We start from the raw sequence: 18697 nt of genomic DNA on the forward strand, positions 1-18697 counted from the left end.
ATTTCAGAAATCAATTACTAATTCATTTTTTCTTTCCAAAGGAATTTGCCTAAGTCAAATAAACTTTCAAGCGGCTTGGTATCTAATAAATCAACTACTGTATTGACTGATTTTTCAATTAATACATCAGTTTTTTCAAAACCAGCCGACGTATCGTCCATCCAAAATTTCAATAAAAATAAGAACTGTATCCAAGCACCTTCTGAAAACACAGGCTTTGTGATTTTCGAAATTTTATCACTAACCATATTTTCGTTGTTGTCAATAATATTTACGATAAAATCTTTAAATTGGTTTCTAAAATGTTTTAAAGTTTTTAAATTCTTCAAACCTTCTTTATTTTCTTTCAATGAAAACAGTACATAACTTCTATTTAAGGTTAAGATTTCAAACAAAGTAAAGTACAATGTTAGTAACTTATTTTTTTCTGAATAGGAATCAAAAGCTTCATCATTTGTTATTGAATTTTGAGCATTCTCAAAAAACTTAACCCAAATTTCTTGCTTTAAAGAATCAATTGAACCAAAAAATTTATAGAAATCTGATTCTTCTATTTTGTGTTCTTTGCAAAAAGAAAACACATTCTTTGGTTCCATATGTTTGTCTAAAACATAATCCATATACATTGATACAATCGCATCATCAGTAATTAATTTCTTTTTACTAGTTGTTTTCTTTGCTGTTTCCATTTGAATTAAATTTGATTGTAAAGTTACTTATTGTTTAAGTATTATTAAAATTATTTAAACAAAAATTTTGTTAAAAGTTTTTCAAAATATATGAAATAAAAAAAACGACCAATAAAAATTGATCGTTTTCCTATTCTATAAGTAGCTTGAATTTAGTTTCCTGCTTGCTTTTTAGCATCTTCAACCATTTTATCATTTGCAGTAATTGCAAATTCAACTCTACGGTTTTGAGAACGACCTTCAGGAGAATCATTAGTCGCAATTGGATCAGCTATTCCCATTCCAACCATTTTAAAACGCGACATATTCAATCCTTTAGATTCTAAATATTTTTCTACTGCAATAGCTCTTTGTTCAGATAATGTCAAATTGTATTCTGGTTTACCTGTGATATCGGTATAACCGTAAATCACGATATCAGTATCTGCATAACTTTGAAAAACGGGAACAAGCCTATCTAAATTTGCTTTAGCAGCAGCTGTTAACGTAGATTTATTGGTATCAAATCGTACTGAGTTTTCACCTAAAACCAATCTGATTCCTTCTCCAACGCGTTCTACTTGGGCTCCAGGCAAAGCCTTTTGAATTTCGCGCGCTTGCTTGTCCATTTTATTGCCAATTACGCCACCAGCAACACCACCAATTACTCCACCTAAAACAGCTCCAATTGCGCCATTTCCACCTTTTCCAATGTTGTTTCCTAAAACAGCTCCTAGAACGCCACCTGCGACAGCTCCAATCGCAGCTCCACGTTGCGTTTTGTTAGTATTTTTTACAGATTCACAACTTGTAAAAAAAGAACCTAAACCTAAAACCGCTATCAATAAATAAATTGTTACCTTTTTCATTTTCTATATATTTTTAATTAATTAATTTCTTTGAAATTGATATACTACATCAATTAATTTTCCTCCAACATTAGCTTTATCAATCAATTGAAAAGAAGTTTCTGTTTGGTTAGCCACAGTCAAAACATAACCGTCAGTGACTTTTTTGGCTTTATTTTCATTAATAATTTTTAAAATAAAATTACCATCTTTATTAATATACCAAGTGATTGGTGAGCTGAATGAAGTACAACTAGCATTGTTTAAAGACATTTCACCTTTGTTGTTGTTAGAAACAAATTTCCAAGAACTTCCAACAAAACATTTAGAATCGGCAATGTCAAATGAAGATACTTTAATATAATCTGATCCAGGATAAGTAACCGCACTTACAGTCCAAGTTCCTTTAGATAATACTTGAGAACTTCTATCAAGTTTGGTATTAACAACCTCTTGCTTTGGTTTACAGCTAATTACAAAAGTAACCAACAGTAATAATAAAATACTTTTTTTCATTTTTTTTAATATTAATTTATTTTACAAATATACTGACTTTTAGAATGAAAAGAATTACACGTTTTTCAAATAATATTATAGAATTTCTTCTACGTCATTTTGTCATATTTTAGTTTTTGGTATTGAATTTGAATACATCGATGTAATTTAATTGTTTAATTCACCTGTCTTCCAACAGGCTTAAAAGTTCAAAATATGTCAACAGGAAAAATTAATGTTTCAGTAGAAAACATTTTCCCTTTAATCAAGAAATTTCTTTATAATGACCACGAAATTTTTCTTCGTGAGCTGGTTTCCAATGCTACAGATGCGACTTTAAAATTAAAACACTTAACAAGTATTGGTGAAGCCAAAGTAGAATATGGTCAACCTATTATTGAAGTAAAGATTGATAAAGAAGGAAAAAAAATTCACATTATTGATCAAGGTTTAGGGATGACTGCTGATGAAGTTGAAAAATACATCAATCAAGTAGCGTTTTCTGGAGCCGAAGAATTTCTAGAAAAATATAAAGACTCAGCAAAAGATTCAGGTATTATTGGTCATTTTGGATTAGGATTTTACTCTGCCTTTATGGTTGCTGAAAAAGTTGAAATCATTACCAAATCATTCAAAGACGAACCTGCTGCGCATTGGACGTGCGATGGAAGTCCAGAATTCACTTTAGAACCTTCTGACAAAACTTCACGCGGTACCGAAATTATTCTTCACATTGCAGAAGATTCTTTAGAATTTTTAGAAGATTTCAAAATAAGAGAATTACTTACAAAATATAATAAGTTCATGCCAATTCCAATTAAATTTGGAACACGCACTGAAACTTTACCAAAACCAGAAGATGCTGCTGAAGATTTCGTAGCTGAAACTATCGAAGTTGATAACATCATCAATAATCCGACTCCAGCTTGGACAAAACAACCAACCGAGTTAAAAGACGAAGATTACAAATCTTTTTATAGAGAATTGTATCCAATGCAATTTGAAGAACCACTTTTTAATATTCATTTAAATGTGGATTATCCTTTTAATTTGACCGGAATTTTATACTTCCCAAAAATGTCTTCTGATTTGCAATTGCAGAAAGACAAAATCCAAATGTATCAAAACCAAGTTTTTGTAACGGATAATGTGGAAGGAATTGTACCTGAATTTTTAGGAATGCTAAAAGGTGTAATTGATTCACCAGATATTCCGTTGAATGTATCGCGTTCTGGTTTGCAAGCAGATAGTAATGTTAAGAAAATTTCGAATTACATCACTAGAAAAGTTGCCGATAAACTAAAAGGTTTGTTCAACGAAAACCGTGAAGATTTTGAAAAGAAATGGAACGATATCAAGATTGTTTTAGAATATGGTATGCTATCTGAACCAAAATTCTATGAAAAAGCAGGTGATTTCGTATTATATCCAACAGTTGAGGATAAATATTACACTTTATCTGAATTGAAAGATGCGCTTGCACCAAATCAAACTGATAAAAATGGCAAACTTGTTGTTTTATATGCTTCAAACAAAGATGCTCAGCACAGTTATATCGACAGTGCAAAAGAAAAAGGATATGAAGTTTTACTTTTAGATTCACCAATTGTGTCACATTTGATTCAGAAACTAGAATCAGATAATGAAAACTTAACTTTTGTTCGAGTTGACGGTGATTCTATTGAAAAATTAATCGCAAAAGAAGACACTCAAATTTCAAAATTATCAGAGGATGAATCTGAAAAATTAAAAACGGTTTTAGAAACTTTAGTTCCAAAACCAACTTATAATGTGCAATTAGAAGCTTTAGATAGCAATGCTGCACCTTTTATGATTACGCAACCAGAGTTTATGCGTAGAATGAAAGAAATGAGTCAGTCTGGCGGTGGCGGAATGTTCGGAATGGGAAATATGCCTGATATGTATAATTTGGTGGTAAATTCTAACTCAGAATTGGCTACAACCATTTTAAACACCGAAGACAAAAACGTTCAAGAACATTTGGTAAAACAAGCGTTAGATTTAGCGAAAATTTCTCAAGGTTTATTAAAAGGAGAAGAACTAACTGCTTTTGTAAAAAGAAGTTTTGAACTTATTAAATAAGACTTTAGAAAATTAAAATGAATAAAACCTGTAAGTTACATCTTGCAGGTTTTTTTGTTTCATTAATTACTATCGAATTTTGTACCTTTATATCAAACTTTTCAATTCAATGAATTTATCTATAGAAACTCCGGCTTTATTGTTCTCTGCAACGTCCTTAATTCTTTTGGCGTATACCAATCGATTTTTAACTATCGCACAGATTGTTCGCGGATTAAAGAAAAATTATGATGACAACCACAACAAAAGCATTTTAATTGAAATAAAAAACCTCAACTTGAGATTAACTTTAATAAGATACATGCAGCTTTTTGGTGTACTAAGTTTATTTCTTTCTGTCTTCGGAATGTTACTTTTATTTATTGAATTAAAATTAATTGGGATTTACATTTTTGGAGCAAGTTTGTTATCCTTACTAATTTCACTAGGCATTTCATTTTGGGAGATTAGCATTTCGGTTAAAGCCTTACGAGTGCATTTAAGCGACTTAACCGATCAAGAACCTTCAAAAGATTAATTATCAAAACGTTAAATTATTATATTAAAGTGAAAAATCCCTATTTGTAGGGATTTTTTTTATAATTTAATAGCTGAATTTTGAACCTTTAAACCTTTAAACATTAAAAATATGAGAAGAGTCTACGAATCTTGTGGTAAATTAGAAATTGACCAATTTACAAATGCAAAAACATTTACAGTCAAAACTCATCTGCCTGAACTAAAAAAAGGAGGTCAATATCAGTATGTAAATTACTATAACATATCAACAAAAGACCACTACGGAATTTTAGGAGTACTTATTATTAATGGTGAACCAAACGACTCTTTAATAACATATCCTGATGCAGCTACTACCAGTAAACTGCGCGTAGTTGATGCAAAACCAATTGATTTACTTAAAGATTTATTACCTTTTGGAGATAAAGATTTTTCTAATTTAACGAAAGAAGACGAAGTGAGTTTTATCTGTTTTCACGATAGGAATTTTGATATAAACAATGCGCAACTAAATATTTTAAAAAATTGTCAAGCTGACTTACCAAACTTTGATAGACCAGTGCACTTTTTTCTAGATGTTAAAGAAGTTCTTCCCAAAAGCATTGAAAAAATATTCGAGCCAATGCGCGGTAATGGCGGAATTCTAACATTTACTGATTGTGTGTAATTAATATCAATTTCAATTAATGAGTTTGAAAAAATTTATAAAATGTCTATTCCAAGCAATGCTCTTACTGAGTGTTGCTTTGGTTTATTCGCAATCATCAGCTTTGAAAACGCTTGATAAGTATATTATTAATCAAGACTTTGAAAATGCAAAAAGTCTGATAAATAAAATAAATACAAAAAAATTTAATACCGCAGAACTTGCGCGATATAACTACGCTTTAGCTACAATTCGTCTGCAAGACAATCGTGATGATCTCGCTTACAACCATTATATCGAATCAAAAAAACTGTATAAAACCATTGATAGCCTTGATAAAGTAGCAAAAATCAATATTGAAATTGTTTCACTTTTACTAGCAATAAACACCAATAAAGTAGATTACAAACCGTTTCTAAATGAATATAATGAGTATACAAAGCAAAATAGAAATCCAAAAATACTAACCGAATTTTACATCCAAATTGGAAAATCATTTTATGATACTATTCCTAAAATTGCCTTAAATTATTTTAAAAAAGCAGCAAACGAAAACTTAAAAACCAACGATAAAATCAACCAAGTTAGAATCCTACAAAATATGGGTGCTACTTATTCGCACGATAAAATTCGCAAAATTGATTCTGCCCTATTGGTTTATAAACAAGCATTGAACATTTTAAAAAATGAAAAAATAATTGATTCAAATTCACAAAAGATAACTAGTTTCTTTTTTAATATATATACTAATACTGGCGTTGCTTACAACAAAAAAAAGGATTTTGACAATGCACTATATTATTTCAAAAAAGCAGATTCCATTCCTTTAGTGGGTTACTTAAATAAAAACAAAGAAATATTATACGGTTATATATCAGAGTTGTATAAAGAAAAAGGTGATTACAAAAAAAGCATTGAATTTATTGAAAAACAAAAAGTGCTCATCAATATTATCAACGAAAATGAACAAAAAATAGCTATCAAAGAATTAGATACAAAATACAATACTGAAGAAACAAAGCTCCAAAATTTAACTTTAAAAACAAAACTGCAAACCAACAGGATTTTATTATTAACTGGTTTAGCATTGATTATAATAATTGTAACTATAGGAATCTTAGCATATAAAAATGTTTCCAAAAAGAAAACAATTGCAGAACAAGAACAACTAATTCAAACTCAAAAACTTGAATCAGCCTTAAAAGAACAAGAACTACATGAAATAGACGTAATGCTTGAAAGTCAAGAAAAAGAACGACAGAGAATTGCGAATGAATTGCATGATAACCTCGGCAGTTTATTATCGACACTTAAATTCAACTTTCAAAATTTGAAGCGTCAAAATCAGGATCTTAAAGACAAAGAAAGTGCACTTTATGAAAAAACAGATTCGCTCATTGATGAAGCTTACCAAGAAGTTAGAAATATTTCACATTTAAAAAATCTTGGTGTTATAGGTAGTCAAGGATTGGAAATAGCCGTTAAAAAAATGGCTGAAAAAATGAGTATTCTTAAAAAACTAACCATCAATGTAATTCCTTTTGGGATGGATGAACGATTAGATAATCAAAAAGAAATCATACTTTTTAGAATGATTCAAGAGTTATGCACAAATATTATCAAACATTCACAAGCCACCGAAGTAAACATCTACTTAACGCAGCACAACAAAATTGATATTAATATTATCATTGAAGATAATGGACGTGGATTTGATTTAAAAAAAGTTTCAAAAAAAGATGGTATTGGTTTGAAAAGCATTGAAAAAAAAGTAGAACAAATGGAAGGCACTTTCACAATTGATTCGGTAATAAATAAAGGAACAACCATTATAATTGATATGCCAATATGATAACACTTGTAATTGCAGAAGATCACCAAGCTTTAATCGACGGAATTCGCTCATTTTTAGAATATGAAGACGATATTAGTGTTGTTGGAGAAGCTAATGATGGCGAACTATTAATTGATTTGGTCCGAAAAAAAGAACCTCAAGTAGTATTAACCGATATTAGAATGCCTAAATGCGATGGGATTTCGGCTACCAAAATAATACGAAAAGAATTTCCGAATACTAAAGTAATTGCTTTTAGTATGTTTGATCAAGAAGAAGCCATTCATCAAATGAAAGAAGCCGGCGCTTCGGGCTACATAATGAAGAATTCTTCTTTAAAAAAAGTTTTAGATGCTATAAGAATTGTTGCTAAAAACGGAAGCTATTTTGATGATACCATACAAACCAACGATACCATCAGTAAAGAAGAAATAATTTTAAGTTCTCGTGAAAAAGAAATTCTGAAATTAATAGGTGAAGGTAAAACATCTCAAGAAATAGCCGATAACTTATTTATAGGAAAAAGTACAGTAGATACGCATCGAAAAAACATTATAAAAAAAATAAACATTCAGGGAAAAACCGATTTAATTCGATTTGCAGTCGAAAGAAAATATGATTTTTAAAACCTCATTTTATCCATTTGTGAAATTAAAAACCGCTTTCAGAAAATAAACCCTGCATTTCATAAAAAAATCAGAATCAAAAGCTAATTTATAAACTACCTTGTAAAGATTTAAAAACCAATTATATGATCACTTTCACCAAAACCGATTTATTTTATCAAGACTACGAATGGTCTTTGATACCTAACTTTGATGATAGAGTATCCGGAAGACTTGATGAAACTAGATTCAACAAAATGCAAGGAAATGAAGTTTTGTATTTAATTAATAAATTAGCTGATTTATGGGATTTGGAACGAAAAGAAAGTTGCATCAAAATTGAACGTTGCATCAGAGAGAAATTACCTCCAAAAATAAACAAACAAGAAGATGTTGCTACCTGGATTCAATTGAATTGGCGAAAAATTGAAGTATTAAAATAATAAACTCATTTTCTTAAACCTTTTGCTTTTTTTATGGTCTAATAATAAAACTTATTTGATATGAAAAAACTAACAACACTTTTAGTAGGACTTCTTTGTTTAAATATCGGATTTAGTCAAGAAGACGAAAGACCGGAACATACAGGTGATAATTTTAGTTTAGAAGGAGCTTTAGCTTTATTCAAAAAATCAAACTCGCTCGAAGAATTTGAAAAATTAATCAACGAAGAAAACAACAATGTAAACAACCTTGATTTAAATGATGATGGTGAGATTGATTATATTTTAGTGGAAGATATTAAAGAAGGTGATGCCCACGCAATTGTGTTGAGCACATTCATTGATGAAAAAGAAAAACAAGACATTGCTACCATCGGAATTGAAAAAACAGGAAACGAAAGCGCCACTTTGCAAATTGAAGGCGATGTCGAATTGTATGCAGAAAACACTTTTGTAGAGCCAAATGAAGTAATCGAAAAATTAAATGGTGGAAAAGGCGGTCCAAATACTATCGATTTAATTTTAAAACCCATTGTTGTCAATGTTTGGTTTTGGCCTAGTGTAAGATTTATATATGCTCCAACTTATGTAGTTTGGCGCTCACCTTGGAAATGGGGATTTTATCCAAAATGGTGGCGACCTTGGCGACCATACAACTATGTTACTTTTTACGGAAGATGTGCGCCGCATAGAATAAACTATCATAGAGTTCCAACAAGAAGAGTTGTTGTTGCACATAAAATATACACTCCAAGAAGGAATCACTCAACTGTAGTGGTTCATAACAACAGAAGAACAACTGTAGTTAGAAGCAACAATCGTAATACAACTGTAATTACAAAAAACAGACGAGGAAATGTTAAAGCAGTTAAAGTTAAAAAAACACCAGCACGAATAAGAACTTCTGGTGGTAGACGATAATAAGGTTAGTTAATTTATTTGCAGAATTCTTTAAATCCCATAAACACTTATGGGATTTTTTATTCAATAATCCACAATAAAACTGGTTTCTTGGTCAATTTTAATTTAGCATCTAATTTTTTCATAAACTCATTTGAAACCGCTGGACAACCCCAACTTAGTGGCAAAACTTCTGGATAAATTTCTTCATTTGCAACGGCATTCCAAGAATGCAAAACCACTACCCTTTTCACCGCGTTATCATTGGTTTTTTCCAACCCGTGTAACCAATATTTCACGTTAATTCCCCACGAACTATAATCTCGTTTACCTATCTTATATTTCCCTTTCATAGAGCAATGACTATCGGTTTTGTTACTGAATTTAGCTTTCACCCATTTATCAGGATTTTCTTGAAATTGATCGCAACTTCCGTGAGTCACTATATTTTTATCCATAACCTTCTTCTCTTTTAAATCATAGACAAAAAATCTATTCTTACCGGGATGAATACTTAAATCAACTAAGAAATAATAGTCTTCATTAAAGCCATTTTTCTTGCAATACTCCAAAGCCTCAACACCAATAGTTTCATACTCTTTAACCACAGGTTCTACTTTAGCATTATTGCAACAAACAAAACTCAAAAACAATCCAAATAAAATAGATTTCATAAAACACGATTTAAATAAAACAACGCAATTTTTTTAAAAATATTTAAACCATTTGTGTTAATTATAGTCTAATTTTATATTTCAATACTTTAATTATGAACAAAAGCAATCTTTGGTCACTTCGACTAGGTTTTTCGAGTAAGCAAGCACCACTTATTGAAAAAATGGGAATTGAAAAATTCTTAAATCAATCGTTTGCAACATCATTTGATAAAAAGGCACCTGATTTTCTTGAAGATGAGCCCAAAACAATTGCTGAATTGAAAGCTTTGCGTCAATCTCTTAAAACTGCCGATGCTGAAGAACAAAAGAAAGCCATAAAAAAACAAATTAGAAATGCCGTTCAACTAAAAAAATGGTGGATTGATAAATTTCAAACTGAAGAATATCCGTTACGCGAAAAAATGACTTGCTTTTGGCATAACCATTTTGTAGCGACATCACTAAAAGTGAAATCAACTTATTGGATCTATCAGCACAACACTATTTTGCGTGAAAATGCCTTCGGAAATTTTAAAGAACTCACCAAAAAAATTGTAAAATCCAACGCAATGGTTCGTTATTTGGATAATGTTGATAATCGAAAAGACAAAATCAATGAAAATTTAAGTCGTGAATTATTAGAACTTTTCACCATCGGAATCGGAAATTATACTGAAAATGATATTAAAGAAGGTGCAAAAGCTTTGGCAGGATTAAATTTAGGCGAAGAAAGTGCGGTTTATAGAAGATTTCTAGAAGATAATTCCATCAAAACATATTTCGGAAAAAAAGGAAATTTTAAAGCCGATGACTTAGTAGATATCATATTCGAACAAAAAAATACGCCTTATTTAATTACACGAAAGCTTCTAAAATGGTTTATATATGATAATCCGTCAGAAGATTTAGTTGTTTATTATGGTGATTATTTTAAAAAAATGAATTTTGAAATCCAGCCATTATTAGTAAAAATTTTTAACGAAGAATATCCAAAAAATACTGCCGGAAGTAAAATTAAAGATCCGTTAACTTATTTATTTCAACTCAGCAATGAGCTTAATATTGACAAATCTAACAGCAATTTAATAGCTTTATTTCTAAAGCAACAAGGAATGGACCTATTCAACCAACCCAATGTAAAAGGTTGGGATGGCGGAAATTCTTGGCTTACGTCTCAAATTTATTTGCAACGAAACAATACCAGTGATTTGCTATGCAATGGTAAAAACATAAGCCGAAAAACATCAGACGCGATGCAAGAAGATGATGAACCGCAAACGAAAATAGAAAATATTAAAGTCGCAGTTACATTTGATAAAAATGGCAACAATAAAAAAATCATTTCAGAATTATCAAATAGATTACTTTTTAAAGTTGATGAATCGATGCAAAAAGATATGGAAAATGTACTAAAATATGATTTTGATCCAAAAAGTGAAAATGCCAATTACGCCGTTTTAAGACTATTCAATTATATTACCAAAACTCCAGAATACCAATTAATCTAAAAACCTAAAACCGAAAGAAATGAACAGAAGAAATTTTTTATCCTTAACCGGAACGTTTACTGGAGGAATGCTTTTGCTACCTGATTTTTTACACGCTTTTGGTTCTCAAAACAGTTTGGTTGTTGGTGAACAATGCTTGGTTTTTATTCAATTAAATGGCGGAAATGATGGATTGAATACCTTTATACCTTATGAAAATCCGCTGTATTATGATTTAAGAACCAAAATCGCCATCGATAAAAATGAAGTCATCGGAAAAAATAAAGGAATGGCCTTTCATCCGGCATTGAAAGATTTTGCTCAAATGCAACAAAACGGTGACTTATCGGTAATACAAAACGTTGGTTATCCTGAACCTGTGCGTTCACATTTTAGAAGTCAAGAAATATGGCAAACAGCAACCGCATCTAATCAATATTTAAATGAAGGTTGGCTCGGAAGGTATTTAGATTTGCAATGCAAAGAACACCAACCTACTGCAGGAATAAACATCGATTCTATTGATAATTTGGCCTTAAAAGGAGTTGAGCCAAACACTATTACAGTAAAAGATCCTAATCGATTTAAAATCAGATTTGATAAAGATGAAAATGTAAAATTATCAGACAATCCGCAATTAGATTTTGTTAGAAAAATTGCCAATTCTGTGACCGAAGGTTCTGATGAAATTCAAAAAGCTTTAGCTAAATCTACCGCAGAAATTAGTTATCCCAAAACTGGTTTAGCTAAAAATTTAGAGTGGATTGCACGATTGATTAAAGGAAATCTAAATTCAAAAGTATACTATTCATCACTTGGCGGATTCGATACTCACGATAACCAGCTAGACATTCACAAAAGAAAATTAACCGAACTAAACGATGCCATTTTTAGTTTTTATACCGATTTGAAAAAAGCCAATTTACTTCAGAATGTAACTATTGTAGTTTTTTCAGAATTTGGAAGACGTGTAAAAGATAACGGTAACGGAACCGACCACGGAACAGCTGCGCCAATGTTTATTATAGGCGGAAACAATAAGTCAAAAATCATCGGAAATAATCCAAATTTATCCGACTTGGATAATGGTGATTTAAAACATCAGATAGATTTTAGAAGCGTTTATGCAACTTTATTAAAGCAAAAAATGAACTTTGATTACACCAAAATTGGTATTGCAAACAAACCATTAGAAGGATTATTCTAAACATTAAGCAGAATAAACTTTTGAACTCTTAAACAAACGACTATCTTTGTCGGCTTTTTAAAAATTAAAAAATGTCGAAAAATAGTATCTTAAAAGGAGTTTTTTTAGTCGGACTTGGTGCATCTAGTTATGGAATGTTAGCCACTTTTGTAAAATTGGCTTATGAAGAAAAATTTACAACTGCAGAAGTAACCATTTCTCAATTTATTTATGGCATACTAGGTATGTTACTAATCAATGCTTTCCAAAAATCGACTTCTAAAAAGGTGGTTGAAAAAGCAACTCCAAAAAATATTTTTCAACTAATGCTTGCTGGAACATCATTAGGAATGACTAGTGTGTTTTATTATTTGTGTGTTCGATACATCGACGTTTCTATTGCGATTGTCTTATTGATGCAAACTGTTTGGATGGGCGTTTTATTAGAATGGTTTTTAGAAAAAAGAAGGCCATCTACACAAAAAACAATTGCAGTGTTCATCGTTTTAATCGGAACAATTTTAGCAACCAATATTCTAAACAATTCCATTGCGATTGATTGGAGAGGAATTTTTTGGGGATTACTAGCAGCAGCCTCATTTACAACCACAATGTTTACTGCCAATAGAATTGCGGTTACAATTTCATCGGCACAACGAAGTTTATTTATGCTTCTTGGCGGCGCAGTTATCGTCTTCGGATTTGCATTATTCACCCAAGACACACCTTTCAATTTTGATATTTTCTTAAAATGGGGAATATTCTTGGCATTATTCGGTACCATAATTCCACCAATATTAATGAATGCAGGATTTCCTATAACCGGAATTGGTTTAGGAAGTATTGTTTCGGCCTTAGAATTGCCAGTATCAGTAATGATGGCTTTTATTATTCTTGATGAAAAAGTAGTTTTTCTACAATGGATGGGTATCCTTTTAATAATCATAGCCATTGTAATAATGAATATGAAATTGGCTTTTTTATCAAAAAAACAATAAATTTGTCGAATATATTCTACAAAATACATTTTGATGTTAAAATTTAATTACATTCGCAATTAAAATTTAACACCTTATGGACAAACCTTGGCACCTCTATGTCATGGCAGTTTTTTATATCCTTGCCGGAATCAATCATTTTAGAAAGCCTGATGTATACTATAGAATAATCCCACCAATTTTAAAAAACAAAAAATTAATAAACGAATTAAGCGGTTTATTAGAAATTATGTTTGGCGTTTATCTATTTATTCCAATCTTTTCTAATTTGGCTGCTATTTCAATTATCATTTTATTAATACTTATTTTTCCGGCAAATATCTACATGCTTATCAATAAAAAAGCAGGTTTAGGATTTCCGAAATGGGTTTTGCTATTGAGATTACCTCTACAATTAGTATTAATTTATTGGGCTTCTCAATATGCTGATTTTACTAAAATCGTATAATATTGGATAAAATTAATATCCTACTCGAATTAAATTGAAACGACACAAATAACTTGGTCGTTTTTTTTTAATTTTGAAAAATGAACTCATTATTTCCATCCGAAAAAATAAACTTTGATTTACCTAATGCGATAATTGAATATTATCCAAATTTTTTTGATGCCGAAAAATCCAAAACACTTTTTGAAAAATTGCTAAACGAAATACCTTGGCAACAAGACGATATTAAAGTTTTCGGGAAAATTCATCCGCAACCAAGATTAACGGCTTTGTTTGGAAATGAAGGAAAATCCTACGCCTATTCTAACATCGTTATGCAACCTCATCAATGGAATCCGTTGTTGATGTTTATTAAAAATGAAATCGAAGAAGTGGTTCAAGAAAATTTCACTACAGTATTACTAAATTTATATAGAAATGGAAAAGATAGTAATGGCTGGCACGCAGACAACGAAAAAGAGCTTGGTCGAAATCCGATCATTGCTTCGGTAAGTTTTGGATCCGAACGAAGTTTTCATTTGCAACATAACACCATTGCTGATGCAAAATTAAAAATCACCTTAGAACACGGAAGTTTGTTGGTTATGAAAGGTGAAACACAACATTTTTGGAAACATCAAATTCCGAAAACGGCTAAAACTATTGATCCAAGAATTAATTTGACCTTTCGGATAATCAAATAAAATTTTAGTATTTTTGATAAAATCAAATTCATATGTACGACATTATATCATATTTTGAAACCATTCCTTCCAGTCATAGAGCGCTTATTTTATCTGGTGGAATTGCATTATTTTGGCTCATTGAGAGTGCGGTGCCGTTTTTTAAATTCCGATACAACAAATGGCAACACGCCGGAATTAATATTTTCTTCACTTTAACAACGATTATAATCAATTTTGCATTAGCCTTTATTTTATTAAAAACGGCTGATTTTGTAACCGTATCTCAATTTGGGATTTTAAATTGGTTGCCTAAAATGAACTTGATTGTCTTCACTATTGTAGGCTTATTATTGCTAGATTTTGTTGGAGCCTACCTAGCACATTTTACAGAACACCGAATCAAATTTTTATGGCGCTTTCATTTAATACATCATTCTGATACTTATATCGATACCACGTCGGGCAATCGTCATCATCCGGGTGAAAGCGTAATTAGATTTATTTTTACAACCCTTGGCGTATTACTAGTTGGTAGTCCAATGTGGATGGTTTTTATGTATCAAACGCTTTCTGTTGTGGCTACCCAATTTACCCATGCAAATATTTGTTTGCCCAAAAAACTTGATAAACTATTGAGCTATGTTCTGGTTTCACCTGATATGCATAAAATACACCATCATTATAAGCTACCTTATACCGACAGTAATTATGGTAACATTTTCTCTATTTGGGATCGCATTTTTGGAACTTTTAGTTACATCGAAAGAGAACAAATCATTTATGGAGTAGATACGCATATGGATCCAAGTGAAAATAACAAATTAGTTAGTTTGTTAAAAATTCCGTTTCAACCAACACGTTCACCACAAGAAGAATAATTTTTTTTAAACATTTTAAAAAGTAATTATTTTTTTTCTTAATATTGGTATATAAATTGAATGCTAGTAAAGAATTAACATAAATTGTGCTTTTCAACTAATGAAAAAAAGTAAAAGAGTAGAACTTGACAACGAACAACTAGAACGCGTTGTTAGTATGGCTCAAGAGGAACGAAAACCTTTTGAAGTATTAAAAGCTGAATTTGGTATCACTGAAAATGAAGTTACCGAATTAATGCGAAAAAGATTATCTAAAGACAATTTTGAACTTTGGAAGAAGAAAGTTGCAGCAAGTAAACCAAAACCAAAACCAATGGTTGACGATGACTTTGACGACTTGGATGGCAAATATTATATGAAAAATAAATTCGATTAAGATTAGAACTCTTGTTATGCAAGAGTTTTTTTTATCACTATACTAAATAAACAAAAAATGAAAAAAATTACACTGGTAGTTTTATTGCTTTGCAACTCCTATTTATTTTCACAAGAAAAAAAAGAAGTTCTTACAGAAGAGATTGAGGTAAATACAATTATTAAAGGATCGTTATTTTCTCCGAACGAAGTTACTAAAAACACGAACCTTGTAATTTTAATTGCTGGTTCTGGTCCGACTAATAGAAATGGAAATAGTACCATTGGTGGTGTAAATAATTCCTTAAAATTTTTAGCAGAAGGATTAACAAAAAATGGAATTGCTGTATTTAGTTATGACAAAAGAGGATTGAATAAAAAAAACATTACCAAAGAAGAAGTAAAATCAATTGTATTTGAAGATTATATAAAAGATGCCGAAAATGTTATCAATTATTTTAAATCACAAAAAAAATACCACAAAATAATTATCGCAGGACATAGCGAAGGATCTTTGATAGGAATGATTGCCTCTAACGGAACCGCTGATGGCTATGTATCGATTGCTGGACCTGGACGACCAATTGACGAAATCTTATCAGAACAAATAGGTAAAAGTTCGCCATTTTTAAAAGAAGCTGCTGATAAAAGTTTAGCTATTTTAAAAGAAGGAAAAACATTTGAAAACAAAAACACCATGCTGGAATCGTTATTTAATGAGACCATTCAACCCTACTTAATTTCTTGGATAAAATACAATCCAACGCTTGAAATAAAAAAATTAAAAATCCCAATTTTGATAATCAATGGAACCAAAGATTTACAAGTTCCAGAATCAGATGCCGTTTTACTAAACAAAGCCAATCCAAAATCGGAACTTAAAATTATTGAAAATATGAATCACGTTTTTAAAGAAATAAAGGTTGACGACGAGAATTTAAAATCTTATTCCAATTCAAAATTGCCAGTTATACCGGAACTAATTGAGTGCATTTCAAAATTTTCAAATTCCATTTAATTCTGTAACAAAACTGATTTTTAAACTACTAATACTTCAAAATATTTATTAATGAAAAAATACATCCTTTCCATTGCGCTTGTTTCCTTGTTGTATGGTTGCAAATCAGCATCAACTGTTGCTACAAAAGAAAAATCAGAAATTAATGTTTCAATAAATTTAAACGATGTAAAAGAAGACAAACTTCTTGTTACCGTAACAGCGCCAACAATAACTACAGACGAAATAGTTTATCACGTTCCGAAAATAATTCCTGGAACCTATTCTGAAGATGATTATGGAAAATTTATTGAGGATGTAAAAGCATTTGATGCAAAAGGAAATCCGCTTCAAGTTGAGAAACTAAGCACTAATTCGTGGACAATTAAAGAAGCTAAAAAATTAGATAAATTAACTTATTTAGTGAACGACACCTACGATATTGAAAGTGGCGGTGGTTTTGGTAGTGGTATTTTTTCGCCTGCAGGAACAAATATACTTGAAGGTAAAAACTTTATGTTAAACAATCACGGTTTTGTTGGATATTTTGAAAACAAAAAAGATTTAACTTATAAATTGAATATTACCCATTCTGAAAAACTGTTTGGCGCAACCTCTTTGATTGACACTGACAGCAGCAATTTATCGGATACTTTTGTTGTTTCAAGATATAATGATTTGGTTGACAATCCGATAATGTATTCAAAGCCTGATTACGTTACCTTCAACGTTGACGGAATGGACATTCTTTTAAGTGTCTATTCACCAAATGATAAGCACACAGCCAAAACACTTTCTGCAGATTTAGAAAAATGCATGCGTGCCCAAAAGAAATTTTTAGGTGCCGTAAATAACAATAAAAAATATTCTGTTTTATTGTATTTATCAGAAATGAAAAAAACAGATGCAAAAGGATTTGGTGCTTTAGAACATAACAGTTCGACTACCGTAGTTTTTCCAGAAATGATGGCTGCTGGTATGCTAGGTAAACAAATTATTGATGTGGTATCTCACGAATTTTTTCACATTGTAACACCATTAGGAGTTCATTCTAATGAAATTCATTATTTTGATTTTAATGCTCCTAAAATGTCACAACATTTATGGATGTATGAAGGCGTAACAGAATATTTTGCTAATTTATTTCAAGTAAATCAAGGTTTAATTACCGAAGATGCATTTTACAAAAGAATGGATGAAAAAATAAGAGGCGCAAAGCGAATGAACGATACAATGCCTTTTACAACGATGAGTCAAAACGTATTGGTGGAACCATACAAATCACAATATCTTAATGTTTATGAAAAAGGTGCTTTGATTGGAATGTGTATTGACATTATTATTCGTGAAAAAAGTAACGGAGAAAGAGGAATTTTAGATTTGATGCAAAAATTAACTAATGAGTTTGGACCTACAAAACCATTTAATGACAATGAACTTTTTGCGAAAATTACCGAAATGACCTATCCAGAAGTTGGAAGTTTTTTAGAAACTTATGTTGCTGGTCCAACGCCAATACCTTATGAAACTTATTTTGCAAAAGTTGGGATTGTAAAAGGAAAATTCAAAAAAGCAGGCAATCCGTTTTTAAACAGTGCTAAATCGGCTGGAATTACAGGAAATCCTACAACCAAAGAGATTATTGTTAGAAACAACACTGAGTTAAGTACGTTTATTACCACTATCGGATTAAAAGCTGATGATGTAATCACCGCAATAAACGGAACAAATTACAACTTAGATACTTTATCAGAAATGATGACTACGGCACAAAACTGGAAAGATGGTGAAGCTGTAACTATCAAAATAAAACGTAACGAAAAAGAACAAACATTAACTGGCAAAGCTATAGTATCTTATCAAGATGCCGAAGGTTATCAGTTAATTGACACTACAAAACAGGCTTTGAAAGAAGCTTGGTTAAAAGGGTAAACTTGAATATGCCTTTTTTTAAATCCTCAATTTATGTTATAGATTGAGGATTTTTT

20 protein-coding genes are annotated in these 18697 nt (G+C 30.8%); 16 read left to right on the plus strand and 4 right to left on the minus strand.

The features are described 5' to 3' along the window. Positions 1-17: 17 nt before the first annotated feature. The 3 genes from Q0050_RS09880 to Q0050_RS09890 all read right to left on the minus strand — a co-directional run bounded on the left by Q0050_RS09880 (position 18) and on the right by Q0050_RS09890 (position 2032). Complete coding sequence (locus Q0050_RS09880) at positions 18-689, minus strand: TetR family transcriptional regulator C-terminal domain-containing protein (RefSeq protein WP_298394940.1); 672 nt, start codon at positions 687-689, stop codon at positions 18-20. A gap of 152 nt (positions 690-841) precedes the next feature. Then, on the minus strand, positions 842-1537 hold the full coding sequence (locus Q0050_RS09885; protein WP_298394943.1) for an OmpA family protein: 696 nt from the start codon (positions 1535-1537) through the stop codon (positions 842-844). Positions 1538-1558: 21 nt separating this feature from the next. Beyond that, positions 1559-2032 (minus strand): lipocalin family protein, encoded by a 474-nt coding sequence (locus tag Q0050_RS09890; RefSeq protein WP_298394946.1) that lies wholly within the window; start codon positions 2030-2032, stop codon positions 1559-1561. Positions 2033-2227: 195 nt separating this feature from the next. Between Q0050_RS09890 and htpG the strand changes: the two genes are divergently transcribed. The 7 genes from htpG to Q0050_RS09925 all read left to right on the plus strand — a co-directional run bounded on the left by htpG (position 2228) and on the right by Q0050_RS09925 (position 9061). After that, on the plus strand, positions 2228-4114 hold the full coding sequence (htpG, locus tag Q0050_RS09895; RefSeq protein WP_298394949.1) for a molecular chaperone HtpG: 1887 nt from the start codon (positions 2228-2230) through the stop codon (positions 4112-4114). A 109-nt stretch (positions 4115-4223) separates the two neighbouring features. Beyond that, positions 4224-4631: a DUF2721 domain-containing protein gene (locus Q0050_RS09900; RefSeq protein WP_298394952.1), complete on the plus strand. Its 408-nt coding sequence runs from the start codon at positions 4224-4226 to the stop codon at positions 4629-4631. Positions 4632-4742: 111 nt separating this feature from the next. Beyond that, the gene (locus Q0050_RS09905) at positions 4743-5279 is read left to right on the plus strand and encodes a hypothetical protein (protein ID WP_298394955.1); all 537 of its coding nucleotides are present in this window, start codon (positions 4743-4745) and stop codon (positions 5277-5279) included. Between the two features lie 58 nt (positions 5280-5337). Next, positions 5338-7110: an ATP-binding protein gene (locus tag Q0050_RS09910; protein WP_298394958.1), complete on the plus strand. Its 1773-nt coding sequence runs from the start codon at positions 5338-5340 to the stop codon at positions 7108-7110. Next, positions 7107-7718: a response regulator transcription factor gene (locus tag Q0050_RS09915; protein WP_298394961.1), complete on the plus strand. Its 612-nt coding sequence runs from the start codon at positions 7107-7109 to the stop codon at positions 7716-7718. Before Q0050_RS09910 ends, Q0050_RS09915 begins: the two co-directional genes overlap by 4 nt. Positions 7719-7843: 125 nt before the next feature. Continuing rightward, positions 7844-8140: a hypothetical protein gene (locus Q0050_RS09920; RefSeq protein ID WP_298394964.1), complete on the plus strand. Its 297-nt coding sequence runs from the start codon at positions 7844-7846 to the stop codon at positions 8138-8140. A 60-nt stretch (positions 8141-8200) separates the two neighbouring features. Continuing rightward, positions 8201-9061 carry a hypothetical protein gene (locus Q0050_RS09925; RefSeq protein ID WP_298394967.1) on the plus strand — a complete coding sequence of 287 codons (861 nt, stop codon included), beginning with the start codon at positions 8201-8203 and terminating at the stop codon, positions 9059-9061. A 59-nt stretch (positions 9062-9120) separates the two neighbouring features. On the opposite strand, the gene Q0050_RS09930 is transcribed toward Q0050_RS09925, so the two are convergent. Next, entirely contained in the window at positions 9121-9714 is a 594-nt protein-coding gene (locus Q0050_RS09930) for a murein L,D-transpeptidase catalytic domain-containing protein (RefSeq protein WP_298394969.1), read from the minus strand. A gap of 95 nt (positions 9715-9809) precedes the next feature. Between Q0050_RS09930 and Q0050_RS09935 the strand changes: the two genes are divergently transcribed. The 9 genes from Q0050_RS09935 to Q0050_RS09975 all read left to right on the plus strand — a co-directional run bounded on the left by Q0050_RS09935 (position 9810) and on the right by Q0050_RS09975 (position 18641). After that, positions 9810-11204: a DUF1800 domain-containing protein gene (locus Q0050_RS09935; RefSeq protein ID WP_298394970.1), complete on the plus strand. Its 1395-nt coding sequence runs from the start codon at positions 9810-9812 to the stop codon at positions 11202-11204. Between the two features lie 19 nt (positions 11205-11223). Further along, on the plus strand, positions 11224-12390 hold the full coding sequence (locus Q0050_RS09940) for a DUF1501 domain-containing protein (protein ID WP_298394973.1): 1167 nt from the start codon (positions 11224-11226) through the stop codon (positions 12388-12390). Between the two features lie 71 nt (positions 12391-12461). After that, the gene (locus Q0050_RS09945; protein WP_298394976.1) at positions 12462-13367 is read left to right on the plus strand and encodes a DMT family transporter; all 906 of its coding nucleotides are present in this window, start codon (positions 12462-12464) and stop codon (positions 13365-13367) included. Between the two features lie 76 nt (positions 13368-13443). Next, on the plus strand, positions 13444-13815 hold the full coding sequence (locus tag Q0050_RS09950; RefSeq protein WP_298394978.1) for a DoxX family protein: 372 nt from the start codon (positions 13444-13446) through the stop codon (positions 13813-13815). Positions 13816-13895: 80 nt separating this feature from the next. Continuing rightward, positions 13896-14498: an alpha-ketoglutarate-dependent dioxygenase AlkB gene (locus Q0050_RS09955; RefSeq protein ID WP_298394981.1), complete on the plus strand. Its 603-nt coding sequence runs from the start codon at positions 13896-13898 to the stop codon at positions 14496-14498. Positions 14499-14530: 32 nt separating this feature from the next. Continuing rightward, the gene (locus tag Q0050_RS09960; RefSeq protein ID WP_298394983.1) at positions 14531-15358 is read left to right on the plus strand and encodes a sterol desaturase family protein; all 828 of its coding nucleotides are present in this window, start codon (positions 14531-14533) and stop codon (positions 15356-15358) included. Positions 15359-15458: 100 nt separating this feature from the next. Continuing rightward, complete coding sequence (locus Q0050_RS09965; protein ID WP_298394985.1) at positions 15459-15734, plus strand: TIGR03643 family protein; 276 nt, start codon at positions 15459-15461, stop codon at positions 15732-15734. A 57-nt stretch (positions 15735-15791) separates the two neighbouring features. Then, complete coding sequence (locus Q0050_RS09970; protein WP_298394987.1) at positions 15792-16730, plus strand: alpha/beta hydrolase; 939 nt, start codon at positions 15792-15794, stop codon at positions 16728-16730. A 51-nt stretch (positions 16731-16781) separates the two neighbouring features. Further along, complete coding sequence (locus tag Q0050_RS09975) at positions 16782-18641, plus strand: PDZ domain-containing protein (RefSeq protein ID WP_298394989.1); 1860 nt, start codon at positions 16782-16784, stop codon at positions 18639-18641. The last annotated feature ends 56 nt before the right edge of the window (positions 18642-18697 follow it).

It is taken from the genome of Flavobacterium sp., assembly GCF_027483985.1.
GTDB lineage: Bacteria > Bacteroidota > Bacteroidia > Flavobacteriales > Flavobacteriaceae > Flavobacterium.

Coding starts and splice junctions, on each gene's coding strand:
- Q0050_RS09945 (WP_298394976.1), top strand. CDS start 12,462: ATGTCGAAAAATAGTATCTTAAAAGGAGTTTTTTTAGTCGGACTTGGT.
- Q0050_RS09905 (WP_298394955.1), top strand. CDS start 4,743: ATGAGAAGAGTCTACGAATCTTGTGGTAAATTAGAAATTGACCAATTT.
- Q0050_RS09920 (WP_298394964.1), top strand. CDS start 7,844: ATGATCACTTTCACCAAAACCGATTTATTTTATCAAGACTACGAATGG.
- Q0050_RS09910 (WP_298394958.1), top strand. CDS start 5,338: ATGCTCTTACTGAGTGTTGCTTTGGTTTATTCGCAATCATCAGCTTTG.
- Q0050_RS09900 (WP_298394952.1), top strand. CDS start 4,224: ATGAATTTATCTATAGAAACTCCGGCTTTATTGTTCTCTGCAACGTCC.
- Q0050_RS09890 (WP_298394946.1), bottom strand. CDS start 2,032: ATGAAAAAAAGTATTTTATTATTACTGTTGGTTACTTTTGTAATTAGC.
- Q0050_RS09925 (WP_298394967.1), top strand. CDS start 8,201: ATGAAAAAACTAACAACACTTTTAGTAGGACTTCTTTGTTTAAATATC.
- Q0050_RS09955 (WP_298394981.1), top strand. CDS start 13,896: ATGAACTCATTATTTCCATCCGAAAAAATAAACTTTGATTTACCTAAT.
- Q0050_RS09930 (WP_298394969.1), bottom strand. CDS start 9,714: ATGAAATCTATTTTATTTGGATTGTTTTTGAGTTTTGTTTGTTGCAAT.
- Q0050_RS09940 (WP_298394973.1), top strand. CDS start 11,224: ATGAACAGAAGAAATTTTTTATCCTTAACCGGAACGTTTACTGGAGGA.
- Q0050_RS09970 (WP_298394987.1), top strand. CDS start 15,792: ATGAAAAAAATTACACTGGTAGTTTTATTGCTTTGCAACTCCTATTTA.
- Q0050_RS09880 (WP_298394940.1), bottom strand. CDS start 689: ATGGAAACAGCAAAGAAAACAACTAGTAAAAAGAAATTAATTACTGAT.
- Q0050_RS09915 (WP_298394961.1), top strand. CDS start 7,107: ATGATAACACTTGTAATTGCAGAAGATCACCAAGCTTTAATCGACGGA.
- Q0050_RS09965 (WP_298394985.1), top strand. CDS start 15,459: ATGAAAAAAAGTAAAAGAGTAGAACTTGACAACGAACAACTAGAACGC.
- Q0050_RS09950 (WP_298394978.1), top strand. CDS start 13,444: ATGGACAAACCTTGGCACCTCTATGTCATGGCAGTTTTTTATATCCTT.
- Q0050_RS09960 (WP_298394983.1), top strand. CDS start 14,531: ATGTACGACATTATATCATATTTTGAAACCATTCCTTCCAGTCATAGA.
- Q0050_RS09885 (WP_298394943.1), bottom strand. CDS start 1,537: ATGAAAAAGGTAACAATTTATTTATTGATAGCGGTTTTAGGTTTAGGT.
- Q0050_RS09935 (WP_298394970.1), top strand. CDS start 9,810: ATGAACAAAAGCAATCTTTGGTCACTTCGACTAGGTTTTTCGAGTAAG.
- Q0050_RS09975 (WP_298394989.1), top strand. CDS start 16,782: ATGAAAAAATACATCCTTTCCATTGCGCTTGTTTCCTTGTTGTATGGT.
- htpG (WP_298394949.1), top strand. CDS start 2,228: ATGTCAACAGGAAAAATTAATGTTTCAGTAGAAAACATTTTCCCTTTA.